This is a genomic window from Collinsella sp. AF16-8 (genome assembly GCF_003462695.1).
Classification (GTDB): Bacteria; Actinomycetota; Coriobacteriia; order Coriobacteriales; family Coriobacteriaceae; genus Collinsella.
Window position 1 is genome coordinate 26,820 of the sequence record NZ_QRXX01000001.1, and the last position, 15,981, is coordinate 42,800.

Below are 15,981 nucleotides of genomic sequence, written 5' to 3' on the forward strand. Positions count from 1 at the left end.
GCCGGGATCTGCTTGCCATCCAATACAGCACGATTGAAGCGTGCCATCAAAACATTCACGCAAAACAATACACTCGCGCGGCCAAAGGCAGTAAACAGGCGGCGAACGGCACCGTTGCAACAGGTCACCCCCTGCAACGCTTACAAGAGCTGACCAAAAGCTTGCCCAAGACGGACCCCCTCTACGGAAGTTCGCGACCACAGAACATAGAGTTAAAACGCTTCAATTGAAAGTTCCGCGCTTCTCGCTACGAAAACTGAGCCGTTCGCCGAATATTCCGTGCATTTCGCGGTATTATAAGGGCTGCATGTCATGTCCCTTTCGAAGGGTCGCCCGGCAATCGCCAGCCACGACCCCCAGACGGGACGCCAACACGATAGAGAGGAGAGGCATGCAGTACTCACAGGAAGTGGAGAACATGTGCCCCGTTGCCAAGGGTGCATACCACGGCCCCGCACCCATCCCCGAGGAGGGCAAGTGGGTCCAGGCTAAGGAGATTTCCGACATCTCCGGTCTTACGCACGGTGTGGGTTGGTGCGCACCTCAGCAGGGCGCCTGCAAGCTCACGCTGAACGTCAAGGACGGCATCATCGAGGAGGCCCTCGTTGAGACCATCGGCTGCTCGGGCATGACCCACTCTGCCGCCATGGCTTCCGAGATCCTTCCCGGTAAGACCATCCTCGAGGCCCTCAACACCGACCTCGTCTGCGACGCCATCAACGTTGCTATGCGCGAGATCTTCCTGCAGATCGTTTACGGCCGCAGCCAGACCGCGTTCTCCGAGGGCGGCCTGCCCGTGGGCGCCTCCCTCGACGACCTCGGCAAGGGCCTTCGCTCTCAGGTCGGCACCATGTTCGGCACCAAGGCCAAGGGCGCTCGTTACCTCGAGCTCGCTCAGGGCTACGTCACCCGCATGGCTCTCAACGACAAGAACGAGATCATCGCATTCGAGTTCCTGAACCTCGGCAAGTTCACCGACGCCGTCAAGGCCGGCAAGACCCCCGAGGAGGCCATCGCTGGCGCTATGGGCCACTATGGTCAGTGGGACAACGCTGCCAAGTACATCGACCCGCGCACCGACGAAGAGACTCACTCCGTCGCCAGCGTGTTCCCGGTTCACGAGTAGAAAGGGAGGGAAATAACTATGACTGTTACGTTCGAAGGTTACGAGCGCCGCGCTGACAAGATCAACAAGTGCCTCGCCGACAACGGCATCGCCTCCCTCGAGGAAGCTCTGCAGATCTGCACCGACAAGGGCTTCAACCCGCGTGAGATCGTCAACAACACCCAGTCCATCGCCTTCCAGAACGCCGAGTGGGCCTACACCCTCGGTTGCGCTCTCGCTGTCAAGCGTGGCGCCAAGTCCGCTTCTGAGGCTGCCGCCATCATCGGCGAGGGCATCCAGGCCTTCACCGTCCCCGGCTCCGTCGCTGAGGACCGCAAGGTCGGTCTGGGCCACGGCAACCTGGGCGCTATGCTGCTCTCCGACGACACCGAGTGCTTCGCCTTCCTGGCTGGCCACGAGTCCTTCGCTGCCGCTGAGGGCGCCATCGGCCTGGCTCTGAACGCCAACAAGGCTCGTAAGAAGCCGCTGCGCGTCATCCTCAACGGTCTGGGCAAGGACGCCGCCCAGATCATCGCCCGCATCAACGGCTTCACCTATGTGAAGACCCAGTTCGACTACTACACGGGCGAGCTCAAGGTCGTCGAGACCATCCCCTACTCCGATGGTCCCCGTGCTGCCGTTAACTGCTACGGCTCCGACGACGTCCGCGAGGGCGTTGCCATCATGTGGCACGAGAACGTCGACATCTCGATCACCGGTAACTCCACCAACCCCACGCGCTTCCAGCACCCCGTCGCTGGCACCTACAAGAAGGAGCGCATCGAGGCTGGCAAGAAGTACTTCTCCGTCGCTTCTGGTGGCGGCACTGGCCGTACCCTGCACCCGGACAACATGGGCGCCGGCCCTGCCTCTTACGGCATGACCGACACCATGGGCCGTATGCACTCCGACGCCCAGTTCGCCGGTTCTTCCTCCGTGCCTGCGCACGTTGACATGATGGGTCTCATCGGCATGGGCAACAACCCCATGGTCGGTGCCACCGTCGCCTGCGCTGTCGCCGTCGAGGAGGCCCTCAAGGCCTAATCGCGTCCGCGCGATGCTCACATAGTTGAGCTTTGGAGCCGTTACCTTTCGGGGTAGCGGCTCTTTTTTCTTCCAGAGGGGTAGCTAATTTGGGATGAGGCTATTTTAGCTACCCCGTCGCAAGACCATCTACTACCGATATATCAGCTGCAGGGGAATATGAGTTGCAGCGAGACGGAACCGTCACGCGCCCATGACGCCCACCTGCCATATTTGCCCTTTACCGATTTGCCGAGTCTTTGCGGCCCCATTGCCGATCTCCCGTGCGACAATGCGCCGGACGAGAAAGGAATCCGATGGAATCGACTGATGTACTGGTAATTGGATCTGGCATTGCGGGCCTTTGCGCCGCCATCGAAGCGGCACGCACGGGTGCAACCGTCACTGTGGCAAGCGCCGGCAAGACTATGAGTGGATCGAGCTTCTTCCCCGGAACCTGGGGCCTGGGGCTTATCGGACCCGTTAACGAAGACGACGAACAAGACCTCATCGATACCATCCAGACCGTTGGTGGCGGCGTCGCCGACCCCGAGCTTGTCCAGACGTTTGTCCACAGCATTCCCCAAGCAATTGAATGGCTCGAGCAAGACCTAGGCGTTGAGCTCCAGCGTCCGCAAAGCGCTGAGAGCGCCCAGCAAAAGCAATTTATCCCCTGTTTTGACCACAAGACGCGCATGTGGCGCGGCCTCACCCGTAAGCCCCTTGAGGACGCTCTGACGACCCGGATCGAGTCTCTCAGCATTCGCCTGCTCCCCCGCCACGAGCTTATAGACCTTGTTGAGGATACAACCGGGAAGATTGCCGGCGCCGTACTCTACGACCGCGCAAGCGAGCATCTCGTGCCCATGGCAGCTAAGGCCACTATCATTGCTGCGGGCGGCACCGGCGGCCTATTCGAGCGCAGCCTCACTTCCGCCGACGTACTCAGCTCATCACAGGGAATCGCGCTGGCGCACGGTGCGTCCCTTTCTAATATAGAGTTCATGCAGATGATGACCGGCTTCATCGAGCCTAAGCGAAACCTTGTCTTTAACGAAAAGACCTGGCGTTACGTACATGTAGACCAGCCGGTCGATATCGCCGACGACATGCTGGACGATCTGCTTGAGCAACGCTCCGGATATGGTCCCTTCACTTCGCGCCTAGCTTCCCGCGCCATCGATCTTGCCATCGATCAAGCAGGCGCCGAAGGCCTGGCGCTCCACTACGACTTCCCCCGCGAGGACGTCCCCGAGTTTGTGCAGACCTTTGCCACCTGGCTGCAAGACGAGCACGGCATCGCACCGACCGACGAGATGCGTGTGGCGATGTATGCCCACGCTGCCAATGGCGGCATCAAAATAGACAAGACTGCGTACACGGGCGTTGAAGGCCTGTATGCCTGCGGCGAGGCGACAGGCGGCATGCACGGCGCCGATCGCATCGGAGGCCTGTCGAGCGCCAACGGCATCGTATTTGGGCGCATCGCGGGCGCATCGGCAGCCCAGGCAGCACAGAATGCACCTGAGGCAGCCCTGAAGGCGGATATCGCCCTCCCCCAGTACGGCATTGCCACAACAGATGCCGAACGCCTGACACGCAGCCTTAAGCATACGATGAGTACCTATTGCATGATCAACCGCACCGAGACGGGCCTCTACACAGCGCTGCAGGAGATTGAGAGCCTGAAGGCGGAAGCAACGACTCTGAGAATGCGAAACGCTCATGACAGCCAAGTCGCAGCCCTTGCCCGCTTGGAATCGCAGATTCAGCTAGCACAGGAAATGGTCAAAGCCATGCGCAACCGAACCGAAAGTCTCGGTTCCCATTATCGAGCAGACTAAACTGAACACCTATCTAAAGCAGAACACAACTAATCGATATCTATGGCCCCCGTGAACTCGAAGTGGCACGGGGCCCATACGTGTCCGCACGGCAGCGTATCCTTACTCCGAATACAGAGCGGGCAAAGCCCGCATAGACAATAGATCAGCGAGGGGGAGATATGGACAGTAGAGATATCGAGAAGTGGCGTGTCAAACTTGACAGCTACGCCCATGTAGAAGACGGCGTTGAGTATTGGCTCGCACGCGATTTAATGGAGCCCCTCGGATACACCCAATGGCGTAATTTTGAGACTGCGGTTAAGAGATCCATGGCATCGTGTGACACCAATAAAATGCCTGTTGCCGCCCATTTTGCTGAGGCCAGCAAAATGGTAGATGCCGGCATCGCCAAACGAGCCGTAAAAGACTACAAGCTGACACGCTACGCATGCTATTTAATCGCCCAAAACGGAGACCCAAACAAGCCCGAAATCGCGCTCGCCCAGGCATATTTTGCCGTGCAGACGCGCCGCCAAGAGCTCATAGAGCAGCGCTTCGCAGAGATTCAGCGTTTGCAGGCGCGCCACTCGCTATCCGATTCAGAGAAACAGCTCTCGGGTATTGCGTTCAAACGCGGCGTGGACTCCAAAGGATTCGCGATCATCAAGTCGAAGGGCGATGAAGCATTATTCGGCGGCAGAAGCACGGCGGAAATGAAGCAGCAGCTCGGCGTACCCAAGAGCGCGGCATTGGCGGACAGGTTAGCCGATGTCCTCATCAAAGCAAAGGACCTTACGAACTCGATGACGGCCTTCAACGCCGAGGAACACGACCTGTACGGTCTGGACCAGATCAAGCAAGAGCACGTCGAGAACAACACAAGCGTGCGTGGCAGCCTCATCGACCGCGGAATTGTCCCCGAAAATCTACCACCTGCCGAGGACACAAAGAAGCTCGAGCGTCGCGTGAAGGCAGACGAGAAGAAACTCAAGGAGGGTACAGACGGCTTTACCGATCCACAGGGTAGACTCGATTTGTAAATATTCCGGGTTACTTTGGTGGGCCGTCAGGGGGGGGTCAGCCTGCTGCGCAGGCGGCCGCTGCGGCGCTTCGCGCCTTGCGCGCTGCGCTGGCAAATGCTCGCGCATTTCCTCAGCTCCGCGCCCTTACGGGTTCGACCCCATGTACTGTTAACAAAAAAAGACGGCCAACTTTCGTTGACCGTCTAAACATGCTTTGGTGGGCCGTCAGGGGGTCGAACCCTGGACCTTGGGATTAAGAGTCCCCTGCTCTACCAACTGAGCTAACGACCCAAAGCTAAAGTCCGTGGTGGCGGACTTTAGAGGAGATATCGTGTGGTGGGCCGTCAGGGGGTCGAACCCTGGACCTTGGGATTAAGAGTCCCCTGCTCTACCAACTGAGCTAACGACCCGATATCGACACGAAGCAAGAACTGGGGTGGGTAAAGGGACTCGAACCCTCGACCTACGGGACCACAACCCGTCGCTCTAGCCAACTGAGCTACACCCACCGTGTCCTGTGCGCTTCGCGCTCGACTATTATTGCAAGGAACGCCACGCGATGCAAGCCCCAATTTTCAAGAATTTTGAAAAGAGTTTTTCGAGCCCGTTTCGAGCAAATCCCACCGGTTCCATAGGAGTAAACTTGCTCCACCCAATGCTCGAAAGGATAGGCATGAAAGAACTCTCCAACCGCACGGCGGCGTTTACCGATTCGGTCATCCGCCGCATGACGCGCATCTCCAACAAGTATGGTGCCGTCAACCTGTCGCAGGGCTTCCCCGATTTCGATCCCCCGGCGCAGCTGCTCGATAGCCTCAGCACCATTGCCACCGACCCCAAGCCGCTTTACCACCAGTACTCCATCACCTGGGGCTCCCAGGCCATGCGCGAGGCGCTTGCCGCCAAGCAGGAGCACTTTATGGGCATGCCGATCAACCCCAACGAGAACATCGTGGTCACCTGCGGCTCCACCGAGGCCATGATGGCCGCCATGATGACGGTCACGAACCCCGGCGACAAGGTCGTCATCTTCTCGCCATTCTACGAGAACTACGGCGCCGACACGATCCTTTCGGGTGCGGAGCCTATCTACGTGCCGCTCAACCCGCCCACCTTTGACTTTGACCGTGAGGTCCTGGAGGCGGCCTTCCGCGACAACGATCCCAAGGCGATCGTTCTATGCAACCCGTCCAACCCCTGCGGCAAGGTCTTTACCCGCGAGGAGCTCACCCTTATCGCCGACCTGTGCAAAAAGTATGACGCCTACTGCATCACCGACGAGGTCTACGAGCACATCGTCTACGCGCCCCACGAGCACGTGTACATGGCCACGCTGCCCGGCATGTTTGAGCGCACCATCAGCTGCAGCTCGCTATCCAAGACCTACTCCATCACCGGCTGGCGCCTGGGCTACACCATCGCTCCTGCCGAAATCACCGAGCGCATCAAAAAGGTTCACGACTTCCTCACCGTGGGCGCCGCCGCTCCCCTGCAAGAGGCCGTCGTCACCGCCCTCAACTTCGACGACAGCTATTACCAGGAGGTCCTCGACCTCTACACCGCCAAGCGCGACCTATTCTGTCAGGGACTCGACAGCATCGGACTCACGCACAACGTGCCGCAGGGCGCCTACTACGTGATGATGGATATCTCGGAGTTTGGCTATAACAGCGACCTCGACTTCTGCGAGGATTTGGCCTCCAAGGTGGGCGTGGGCGCCGTGCCCGGCTCGAGCTTCTTCCGCGAGCCCGTCAACCATCTGATTCGTTTCCACTTTGCCAAGCGAGACGAGACGCTCAACGCTGCGCTTGAGAACCTCAAGTCGCTACGTGATAAAATCGAACCGCGCGGGTAAGGACGGTCAGTAACTAAAGGCACTAAAGAAACCTCGTGAACCCGTTGGGCCACGAGGTTTCTTTTTATAGCGACCTCATTTATTTTTTTGAGCGCTATACATTAGTCACGGAGCAACTCATCCCAGAGAGGAATACTATGGCAGAGCAGCTTATCGGAGCGCTCGAGGCCGGCGGCACCAAGATGGTCTGCGCCACGGGCTATGCAGACGGTATGGTCCTGGAGTGCGAGCAGATCGCGACCACGACCCCGCAGGAGACCGTCGAGGCCGTCAACGCATGGTTTGCGAACAAGGGCATCGCCGCGCTGGGCATCGGCGCCTTTGGCCCCACCGCAGTCAACCCCGCCTCGCCCCAATACGGCAAGATCCTGGAGACGCCCAAAACGGCATGGCGCTACTTTGACCTGCTGGGCACCATCCAAAACGAGCTCAATATTCCCTGCGGCTACGACACCGACGTCAACGTCGCCTGCCTGGGCGAGGTCACCTTTGGTTGCGCCCAGGGCCTCACGGACGTGGTGTATCTGACCATCGGTACCGGCGTGGGCGCTGGCGTGCTCTCGGGCGGTAAGCTCGTGCACGGCATGATGCATCCCGAGGCCGGTCACATCCTGGTCACGCGCGACCCGCGCGACACCATTGGCGAGCACAGCGCCTGCCCCTTCCACGACAACTGCCTCGAGGGCCTCATCGCCGGCCCCGGCGTTAAAAGGCGCTGGGATGGCAAGAGCGCCGGAGACATGGCCGATGACCCGGAGGCCATGGATCTGCTCGCCGGCTATCTGGCGCAGGCGCTCATGACCTTCATCCTGTGCTATGCGCCGCAGAAGATCGTCATCGGCGGCGGCGTGGCCGACCACACCCCCATCGCGCCGCTCGCGCGCAAGAAGTGCGCCGAGATGCTCAACGGCTATATCGTCACGCCCGAGGTCAACGACATCGATACCTACATCGTCAACAACAGCCTCGAGGGCAAGCAGGGCATCATGGGCTGCCTGGCCCTAGGCGCACAGGCGCTTCAGTAACAGACGCACCCACAGGGCGTGGCGCACCCGGCAAATCCGACCTATGGAACGACGCCGCCACACCTCATATAAGCCCTCCAATAAAAAAGGCCGCCTAGGACCAAACAATGCGTCCTTAGGCGGCCTTTTTGGCGCACATCAGCGACCGTAAGAGATATCGGAGCACAACGCCCGTTGCCGCTCCACAGCAGTCGATCATCACATCAGTGATCATGCCGGCGCGTCCCGGCACAAAGAGCTGAATCGTCTCGTCGATCGAGGGAATCAGCAGCAGGAACACTGCCGTGGGCAGCAGCACGTCAAAGGTGCGTCGGCCCTCAAAATCAAAGGCGTGCGTTGCCAGGATGCCGAGCACCAAATACTCGGTAAAATGCGCGCACTTACGAACAACAAAGTTGGTCACCCATTCATATGGAAGTCCCACGCCGTGCAGGAAACCGCGGATAGCTTCCATGACCGTTAGGCTCAGTGAGCCCGACCCCGAGCCGGGAACCAGCGAATTGCCCCAGATCAAGAGCGCCATCAGGCAGGTTACGACCGCCCATTTTCGATTGATCTTAACCATGCAGAAGTTATGCCTCCGCGCGGAGCGGCGCGAAGCTGGCGGTACCGCCCTCGATAACGCTCAGATAGGCACGGCCCGTACGCTTGGCGGTAGAGGACTGCAGGCGCTCGATCTCTTCCTCGAGGATCTGATTGACGCGCTCGTGACGACGATTTTCCATAATGCCGGCGGCAATAGCCTCGGCTCGCTCGATGCCCTCGCGCGAGATACGGGCGGTATCCTCGGGGAACACAGCGCTGTGACGGCCGACATAGGCGGGTGCAGCAGGCTGAGGGGCAGCGACGGGAGCGGGAGCTGCAACAGGAGCAGGCTCGTCGATCTCGTCCAGAATCGCGGTGGCAGCGGCCCACATGTCCTCGTGGCCCGAGTAATCGGCCATGGGGACATCAACCTCGAGCGAGGCATCCGGAAGGTCACCGGTGTCGATGCGATCTTGGGCATCAATCGATGCGGTGATGGCTGCAGGCTCATCGAGGTCATCGAGATCGATGTCCGCGGCACCGAAAATGATAGGCATGCTGGCGAGGTTTGCGTTGTACGGCGCAGCCTCAGCCGCCTGCTGCTGGGCAGGAGCGCCCCAAAGCGAGCTTTCGGCGGCACGGCGGGCGGCAACGGCCTCCTCGTCCGCGGTCATGGCTTCATCAACGTACGAATTATCGGCAGAAGCGTTCACGTCCGCCGAGGTGGCGCTGCAGGCGTTATTGGCTGCCGCGTTGGCAACGAGTGCCACAAAAGCCGCCGTGCTGCCCGCAGGGGCGGCCTGGGAGCCAGACACGGCGCGTGCCGCGGCGGCGATGTCGTCGCGATTGAAGGAGCCGGTCTGCCCGCCGTTGGTGAGCTCGTCGATGGCGACTTGATAGACGTCGCGCGAGCGCGCAGGGTCGCAGCTCACCGGCGAATCGTCGTCGAGCATACTGTCGATCATGGACCAAGCCTCGGCCTCGTCCATGGCATCTGCGGCTCGAGCGATGGTAGGGACACCATCATCGGCATGACGGCGCTGGAACGCACCAGTCAGGCCGGAAAGGAATGCCGAGGTAGACTGCTCCGACTGAGCCTGAGAAGCAGAAGCGGCAGCATATGGAGTCGCATCCTGCTGCTGAGCTGGAATCGAGGCGGTCTTGAACTCGCTTTGATGCTGATTGAGATTGGCGGCACCGCCCATGGCATCGGGCTGGAACAGACGCTCTTCACGCTGCGCACGGTACTCGGAGATACCCAGCGAGGCGGCATAGATGCCCACGCCCGCCACCGCACCGACGGCAAAGGGAACAGCGCCCGCGACAACCGTCTCGTTGACCGACGAGAACGGCAGCGTCGCGGCATACATCACCACGGGGGCGGCAAGGCCGATCCCGCAGGAAAGTCCGGCAAGGACTGCTCGTTGTGTTGCATCAGAAGAAGCCATGAGCTCTCCCCATCTTCCAGCACCCAAATCGCATCATTCAGTTGGCTGCGCGAGAGAAGATGAAGCGGGGCTATGCCCCAAAGCAACGGTATATGGTTCGTTTCATCTGCGTTTTCCGTCGCGAAGCTTAAAAGCTATTATGCGAAACCGCCCTGCCGATTGCAAGCGACGATGTCGGATTGAAACGGGAAACCTGCTGCTCGTCGGTCTTACGGTCAAAAATAAGCGCGGAGCGGCGCAATGGAAAGGGGCCGAGGCTCAAAGCCCCGACCCTTTATCGCATTGATGACTATCGCAGCGCGTGGATGACAACCTAGAACGTCTGCTCGTAGTCGCTGTGTTTTTTGGCCGAACGCACCAGGAACTCCTGGTTGGTGTTGGTGCCCTTCAGACCCTTGATAAACGACGCCGCCGCACGCTCGGTATTGTTCATGCCGGCAAGAATGCGACGCAGACCAAAGACAAACGGACGCATCTGCTCGTCGACCAACAGGTCCTCGTTACGCGTACCGGAGGCAACGGGGTCGATAGCCGGGAAGATGCGGCGGTCGGCCAGGTCGCGGTCGAGCTTAAGCTCCATGTTGCCGGTGCCCTTGAACTCCTCGAAAATGACCTCGTCCATCTTGGAACCGGTGTCGATGAGGGCAGAGGCCAGGATGGTGAGCGAGCCGCCGTTCTCGATATTGCGGGCTGCACCCAGGAAGCGCTTGGGCGGATACAGTGCCGCCGAATCGACGCCGCCCGAAAGGATGCGGCCCGAGGCAGGCGCCGCCAAGTTGTAGGCGCGGGCGAGGCGCGTGATGGAGTCGAGCACCACCACGACGTCGCCACCCAGCTCTACGATGCGCTTGGCGCGCTCGATGACGAGCTCTGCCACGCGGGTGTGGTTGTCGGCAGGCATATCGAAGGTCGACGCCACAACCTCACCCTTGATGGAACGCTGCATATCGGTGACCTCTTCGGGGCGCTCGTCGACGAGCAGGCAGATGAGGTGCACCTCGGGGTTGTTAATCGAGATAGACTGGCAGATCTTCTTGAGGATCGTGGTCTTGCCGGCCTTGGGCGGGGACACGATCAGGCCGCGCTGGCCCTTGCCGATCGGTGACACGATGTCGATGGCGCGACCGGTAATAGAGTCCTTGCCGTGCTCCATGCGCAGCGGCTCGTTGGGATAGACCGGGGTGAGGTCGCCGAACTTGGGACGGTTGCGAATCTGCTCGGGGTCCAGACCGTTGACGGTCGTGATTTTGGCGAGGCCGGCGCGCTTGTCGCCGCCGCGCGAAGGACGCAGCGAGCCCTCGATGACGTCGCCCGTGCGCAGGCGCGCGGAGCGGATGAGGTAGGCGGGCACGAAGGCGTCGTCGTTGGACTTCATGTAGCCATGGGCGTGGATGATGCCGGAGCTGTCCGGGCGAATCTGCAGAATGCCCTTGATGTCGCGGAAGCCCTCGGCCTTCGCAGCGGTGACGTAGATTTCCTCGACGAGCTCGGCCTTCTTCTTGCCGGTCGTCTCGATCTCGAACTCCTTAGCCTTCTCGCGCAGCTCAGCGACCTTCATGGCCGCGAGTTCCTCGCGCGAAAGCGTGGGCTCGGTGGGAACGGCATTACGCTCCTTGTTGCGCTGTTTGCGATCGCGCTGGCGGTTGCGACGGTCGTTGTTGCGGTCGTCCTTACGCTCGTTGCGCTCGTCGTTGCGCTTGTGCTGGCGACGGTTGGGACGAGTGCCGTCTTCGCCCTCAGCGGGGGCGGCACCATCGGTTGCGGCGGTGCCAACATTGGCCGCGGCGGCGTCATTGGCCTCGGCGCCAGAATCAACCTGCGCTTCGACATCCTGCTGCTCGGACGCCTTGGCCTTAACGGACTTCTTACGACCGCGCTTGGGCTTCTCGGACGCAGGCTGTTCGACGTCCTGGGCCTTGGCGACATCAGTCGACGCATCGGCGGTCGTCTCGGCAGAATCCTCGGACGCACCCTTCTTGGCAGCCTTGGCCTTGGACGTGCGCTTAGCAGCAGTACGACGGCTGCGACCGGGACGGACGTCGGCGGGCTCGGCATCGGCGGGAGCGGCCTCGGAAGTCGTAGCATCCTGGACGGGTGCATCGGCAGCGGTTGCAGACTCGGCGGTCGCCGCAGCATCCCGAGCGGCGGCGGCTGCTGCTGCGGCCTTCTCTGCCTCGACAAAGGCCTTGGGCTTGCGACCGCGACGGTGCGGGCGCAAAGCCGGATCGACAACGGGAACTTCGTTGGCCTCGACAGGCGCAGCGGGCTCAACAGGCAATGTGCCCTCCCCTGCCGCGGAACGGACCGAAGCCTCAGTGAGCTCGGGGGCTACCTGTTCCGCAACTTGCTCGGCCTTAGCAGCCGTGCGGCGGCGTGTGCGCGGTGCCGGCTTCTCGGTCGGCAGGCCGGCGGCAGGGGTCTCGATGGCGGCAGGCGTCTCGGGCACAGACGGAGCTGCAAGCTCGGTCAGAGCCGCGGCCTCGCGCTCGGCAGCACGACGGCGGGCGCGCACCACCTGAGCCTCGCTAATCTGCGCCAACGCACGTGCCTGCGCGACCTCATCGGAAATCGGCGCCGAGGAGTCAGCTGCAACGGTGCGCTTGGCGCGCGTCGTGCGCGTGGTACGGCGCTTGGGCTTGGTGACCTCCTCGCCGTCAGCGGCAGGCTTGGCCGTGCGGCGCGCGAGCTTGGGCTTTGCCGGAGCAGCCTCCTCACCAGTTGCAGGCGCAGGCGTCGAAGCAGCCTTAGGCGTCTCGGGAGCCGAGGCTTGCGCGGGCGCCGCGACCTGGTCCGACGCAACCGGTGCAGCGGGAGCGGCTTGCGTCGTCGTTATTTCGTTTTCTTGCTGTTGATCAGACACAGTGTTTGCTCAACTTTCTTTTCAAGCCCTGTGATCACATGCTCCCTGCATAAACCTTCAGGGCGGCTAAACAGTCTAGTTCCGTTCAAAACGACGGACATCATTGATCTATATCGAGATGATTGCGTCAACTACGCAGCGTTAGTGTAACACAACCGCCGCCACCTGCAACTTAGTCATTGGGGGCGTTCTTAAACGACTAGTCAAAAGGGACACTCTTTGGTCTACCACCCACAAATCAGACTGCCTCCGCCAAAACTATGGCGGTTTACTACGACGAATCGATCAACCGCGACCACTCCGAAACATGTTGAACTAAAAACCGCAGGTAGATGCCTTGCGCTTTTTTGCGAAAAGCCGGCGTGGTTGGAAATTCCCAATTCATCGTAGTAAACCGGCATAGTTTCGTATTTCCAGCAGTTCCAAAATCGTCAATACGTCGGCATTTGCGAAAAAAGCCCGACCTCCGTGGGAGATCGGGCTTATAGGGCTCAGTTAAACCAAACCTACACGGTCAAATGACCCGCAGGTTACATCTGCTCGGGCGCGGAAACGCCAACGAGGGTGAGCACCAGGGCGAGCGTCACGCGGACGGCATCGCAAGCGGCCAGACGGGCACGCGAAAGCTCGGGGTCGACGGGACGGCCCTCGCTCGGCAGCACCTGGCAGGCAGCGTAGAAGCTGTGGAAGTCACCGGCGAGTTCCTCGGCAAAGTGGGTCAGACGGAACGGGGCGCGATCGCGAGCACAGCTGGCGATCAGGTCGGTGAGCTCGTTGAGCTTGCGCGAAAGGGCGAGCTCGGTCGGGTCGGTCAGCAGCGAGTAATCGACGTTCTCACCGATGGCCTTGGCGGCAACGGCCTTCATGCCCATCTCGTCGGCCTGCTCGGCGGTAACGTCGGCGGCACGGCGCAGGATGGAGCACACGCGGGCGTGAGCATACTGCACGTAATAGACCGGGTTGGAGTTGTCGCGCTTCTTAACGGCCTCGATGTCGAAGTCGACCATCTGGTTGGAGCTCTTGGAGATGAGCGTGTAGCGAGCGGCATCGGAGCCAACCTCGTCGACGAGCTCCTGAAGGGTCACCATGGTGCCCTTGCGCTTGGACATACGGACGGGCTTGCCGTTACGCAGCAGGTTGACGAGCTGGCCCAGTAGAACCTCGAACTTGCCGGGGTAACCCAGAGCGTCGCAGACGCAGCGGACGCGCTCGATGTAACCGTGGTGGTCGGCGCCCCAGATGTCGATGACGTGGTCGACGCGCTGGAACTTATCCCAGTGATAGGCGACGTCGGAGGCGAAGTAGGTGTACTCGCCGTCGGACTTGATCAGGACGCGGTCCTTGTCGTCGCCCAGATCGGTGGAGCGGAACCACAGGGCGCCGTCCTTGGTGTAGAGGTAGCCCATCTTGTCGAGCTTCTCAAAAGCGCGGTCGACGGCGGAGGTGCCGGCGGTCTCGCCCTCGGTGTCCTTCACATACAGCGAGCGCTCGGAGTACCAACGGTCAAAGTCGCAGTTGACGGCGTGGCAGAGGTCGCGCATGTTGTCGACCATCTTCACGTAGCCGCGCTCACGGAAGCTCTCCATACGCTCCTGCGGATCGGCGTCGACCCACTTGTCGCCGTCGGTGCGCCAGAACTCGGCGGCCTCGTCGATGATGTAGTCGCCGCCGTAAGAGTCCTTGCCCAAGGTCTCGGCAAAGTTGTCCTGATACGGATGGGTCTCGGGGTGCTCGTCGTTCTCGTCGGCAACAAAGGCGTCACGGTCGGCGATCAGCAGCTTGTGAGCCTCGTCGATATCAACGCCCTGCTTGGCGATGATGTCGGCAAGCTGCATATAGCGCGTGCTGATGGAGTTGCCGAAGGTGTTCATCTGAGAGCCGTGGTCATTGATGTAGAACTCACGCTGGATGTCGTAACCGGCGTGGTCCATAACGCGGCAGAGCGAATCGCCCAGCGCGGCCCAGCGGCCGTGGCCGATGTGCATGGGGCCGACGGGGTTGGCGGAAACGAACTCGACCTGGGTCTTCAGGCCACCACCGACGTTGGACTTAGCGAAGTCCATGCCCTTCTCGCGAGCCTCGCCAAAGATGGCATTCTTGACGGCAACGGAGAGGTAGAAGTTGATAAAGCCGGGGCCTGCGATTTCGACCTTCTCAATCGCGGGGTCCTCGGGCATATGGGCAACGATGGCCTCGGCGATCTTGCGCGGGGCGCAGTGAGCCAGCTTGGCGGACTTCAGGGCCATGGTGGAGGTCCACTCGCCATGAGAAGTGTCAGCCGGTCGCTCGATAGCGCAATCGTCAAGTTCAAATGCGGAAAGGTCGCCGGCCTCCTGGGCCGCAGCAAGCGCAGCGCGTACCAGCTCTTCAATCTTCTCGGGCATAGATCCTCCTTGTGTTAAAGCCCCCGAGCTCTTGGTCACTCGTAGGGCAAAAGCCAGAGTTTGTAGCACTCTATCACAAGCGAGGGGCACTGTCGCAGGGTAAAGCCAATCGAAATTGCATATGCACAAAATTGACTACAGCTTGTATGGAGTCACTCAAAGATGCCGGTCTGCCTGCAGATTATGCACGCGTTGAAAATGCATAAAGGTGTGAATGAGCTGTGTCTTTTATCGAATACTCTTACCTATCAGAGTTGTGTGCTTTTCCTGCATAAAGCGAGGATTTGCGCACGTCAGCGTGTTATTCTAGACATACGTAAATTCGTATAAGTTGGAGGTAGCATGTTCTCAATCGGTCAACACGTCATTCATCCGGGTCAGGGAGTCTGCACCGTCGTCGGTTTTAGGGACGACACGCCGCAGCCCATGTTGTTGCTCGAGGCCAAGCAAGGGCATGCGCAGACGATCCTTATGTACCCCGTGGCGCAGGCCGACCGTTTGCACGCTGCCATCTCTCAGCAAGATGCCGAGCATCTGCTGAGCCACTATGACGAGCTGGAGTGCGACACCTTTACCGAGCGCAACAGCTCGCTTGAAGAGACACACTTTAAGCAGCAGCTCAAGCTGGGCGCGCCCGAGACGGTCCGCGTGGCAAAGACCATGATGCACCGCATTCGCCAGGCCGAGGAAGCCGATAAAAAGCCCAGCTCTTACTATATGCGTGTACTCAAGGAAGCCAAGCGCCGCTCCATCGAGGAGTTCGCCGTGGCATTGGGCGTCACCGAGGAGGCCGCCGAAGCCCGCCTAGCCCAAGCCGCCCTCAACTAACCCATCCGCGCCAAAAACCACCACAAAGGGGACAGGCACCTTTGTGGTGGTTTTTTCGTTCTAGTCGTTCTAGTAGTATT

General features: G+C 60.4%; 11 protein-coding genes and 3 tRNA genes. 7 read left to right on the plus strand and 7 right to left on the minus strand.

Annotated elements, in window-relative coordinates; genetic code table 11:
* Nucleotides 1-391: 391 nt before the first annotated feature.
* From DWW73_RS00130 to dinD, 4 genes are all read left to right on the plus strand, one after another.
* Nucleotides 392-1,126 (plus strand): iron-sulfur cluster assembly scaffold protein, encoded by a 735-nt coding sequence (locus DWW73_RS00130; RefSeq protein WP_022094816.1) that lies wholly within the window; start codon nt 392-394, stop codon nt 1,124-1,126.
* An 18-nt stretch (nt 1,127-1,144) separates the two neighbouring features.
* Nucleotides 1,145-2,149, plus strand: coding sequence for a GGGtGRT protein (locus DWW73_RS00135; protein ID WP_117640944.1), 1,005 nt, complete (start codon nt 1,145-1,147; stop codon nt 2,147-2,149).
* 296 nt (nt 2,150-2,445) lie between these two features.
* Nucleotides 2,446-3,972, plus strand: a complete 1,527-nt coding sequence (locus DWW73_RS00140) for an FAD-dependent oxidoreductase (RefSeq protein WP_117778425.1) — start codon at nt 2,446-2,448, stop codon at nt 3,970-3,972.
* A 161-nt stretch (nt 3,973-4,133) separates the two neighbouring features.
* Nucleotides 4,134-4,994, plus strand: a complete 861-nt coding sequence (gene dinD, locus DWW73_RS00145; protein WP_117778426.1) for a DNA damage-inducible protein D — start codon at nt 4,134-4,136, stop codon at nt 4,992-4,994.
* A 197-nt stretch (nt 4,995-5,191) separates the two neighbouring features.
* Here dinD and DWW73_RS00150 read toward each other — a convergent pair.
* The 3 genes from DWW73_RS00150 to DWW73_RS00160 all read right to left on the minus strand — a co-directional run bounded on the left by DWW73_RS00150 (nt 5,192) and on the right by DWW73_RS00160 (nt 5,485).
* Nucleotides 5,192-5,267: transfer RNA gene (locus DWW73_RS00150), tRNA-Lys, on the minus strand.
* A 43-nt stretch (nt 5,268-5,310) separates the two neighbouring features.
* Nucleotides 5,311-5,386 (minus strand) — tRNA-Lys (locus DWW73_RS00155).
* Nucleotides 5,387-5,408: 22 nt separating this feature from the next.
* Nucleotides 5,409-5,485, minus strand: a tRNA-His gene (locus tag DWW73_RS00160).
* A 164-nt stretch (nt 5,486-5,649) separates the two neighbouring features.
* Between DWW73_RS00160 and DWW73_RS00165 the strand changes: the two genes are divergently transcribed.
* Together DWW73_RS00165 and DWW73_RS00170 are read left to right on the plus strand one after the other, a co-directional pair.
* Nucleotides 5,650-6,831 carry a pyridoxal phosphate-dependent aminotransferase gene (locus tag DWW73_RS00165; RefSeq protein WP_117778427.1) on the plus strand — a complete coding sequence of 394 codons (1,182 nt, stop codon included), beginning with the start codon at nt 5,650-5,652 and terminating at the stop codon, nt 6,829-6,831.
* Nucleotides 6,832-6,968: 137 nt separating this feature from the next.
* Nucleotides 6,969-7,856 carry an ROK family protein gene (locus DWW73_RS00170; RefSeq protein ID WP_117757951.1) on the plus strand — a complete coding sequence of 296 codons (888 nt, stop codon included), beginning with the start codon at nt 6,969-6,971 and terminating at the stop codon, nt 7,854-7,856.
* Between the two features lie 115 nt (nt 7,857-7,971).
* Here the strand turns inward: DWW73_RS00170 and DWW73_RS00175 are convergent, their stop codons facing one another.
* The 4 genes from DWW73_RS00175 to argS all read right to left on the minus strand — a co-directional run bounded on the left by DWW73_RS00175 (nt 7,972) and on the right by argS (nt 15,073).
* Nucleotides 7,972-8,421: a VanZ family protein gene (locus DWW73_RS00175; RefSeq protein WP_117583742.1), complete on the minus strand. Its 450-nt coding sequence runs from the start codon at nt 8,419-8,421 to the stop codon at nt 7,972-7,974.
* A gap of 7 nt (nt 8,422-8,428) precedes the next feature.
* The gene (locus DWW73_RS00180; RefSeq protein WP_055252331.1) at nt 8,429-9,829 is read right to left on the minus strand and encodes a hypothetical protein; all 1,401 of its coding nucleotides are present in this window, start codon (nt 9,827-9,829) and stop codon (nt 8,429-8,431) included.
* A 313-nt stretch (nt 9,830-10,142) separates the two neighbouring features.
* Entirely contained in the window at nt 10,143-12,689 is a 2,547-nt protein-coding gene (gene rho, locus DWW73_RS00185) for a transcription termination factor Rho (RefSeq protein ID WP_233509073.1), read from the minus strand.
* A gap of 530 nt (nt 12,690-13,219) precedes the next feature.
* On the minus strand, nt 13,220-15,073 hold the full coding sequence (gene argS / locus DWW73_RS00190) for an arginine--tRNA ligase (RefSeq protein ID WP_117757736.1): 1,854 nt from the start codon (nt 15,071-15,073) through the stop codon (nt 13,220-13,222).
* A 342-nt stretch (nt 15,074-15,415) separates the two neighbouring features.
* Between argS and DWW73_RS00195 the strand changes: the two genes are divergently transcribed.
* Nucleotides 15,416-15,901 (plus strand): CarD family transcriptional regulator, encoded by a 486-nt coding sequence (locus tag DWW73_RS00195; protein ID WP_089572030.1) that lies wholly within the window; start codon nt 15,416-15,418, stop codon nt 15,899-15,901.
* Nucleotides 15,902-15,981: the final 80 nt, after the last annotated feature.

Bases quoted from the DNA above. Each gene is read 5' to 3' on its own strand.
- DWW73_RS00130 (WP_022094816.1), top strand. From the start codon at position 392: ATGCAGTACTCACAGGAAGTGGAGAACATGTGCCCCGTTGCCAAGGGT.
- DWW73_RS00135 (WP_117640944.1), top strand. From the start codon at position 1,145: ATGACTGTTACGTTCGAAGGTTACGAGCGCCGCGCTGACAAGATCAAC.
- DWW73_RS00140 (WP_117778425.1), top strand. From the start codon at position 2,446: ATGGAATCGACTGATGTACTGGTAATTGGATCTGGCATTGCGGGCCTT.
- dinD (WP_117778426.1), top strand. From the start codon at position 4,134: ATGGACAGTAGAGATATCGAGAAGTGGCGTGTCAAACTTGACAGCTAC.
- DWW73_RS00165 (WP_117778427.1), top strand. From the start codon at position 5,650: ATGAAAGAACTCTCCAACCGCACGGCGGCGTTTACCGATTCGGTCATC.
- DWW73_RS00170 (WP_117757951.1), top strand. From the start codon at position 6,969: ATGGCAGAGCAGCTTATCGGAGCGCTCGAGGCCGGCGGCACCAAGATG.
- DWW73_RS00175 (WP_117583742.1), bottom strand. From the start codon at position 8,421: ATGGTTAAGATCAATCGAAAATGGGCGGTCGTAACCTGCCTGATGGCG.
- DWW73_RS00180 (WP_055252331.1), bottom strand. From the start codon at position 9,829: ATGGCTTCTTCTGATGCAACACAACGAGCAGTCCTTGCCGGACTTTCC.
- argS (WP_117757736.1), bottom strand. From the start codon at position 15,073: ATGCCCGAGAAGATTGAAGAGCTGGTACGCGCTGCGCTTGCTGCGGCC.
- DWW73_RS00195 (WP_089572030.1), top strand. From the start codon at position 15,416: ATGTTCTCAATCGGTCAACACGTCATTCATCCGGGTCAGGGAGTCTGC.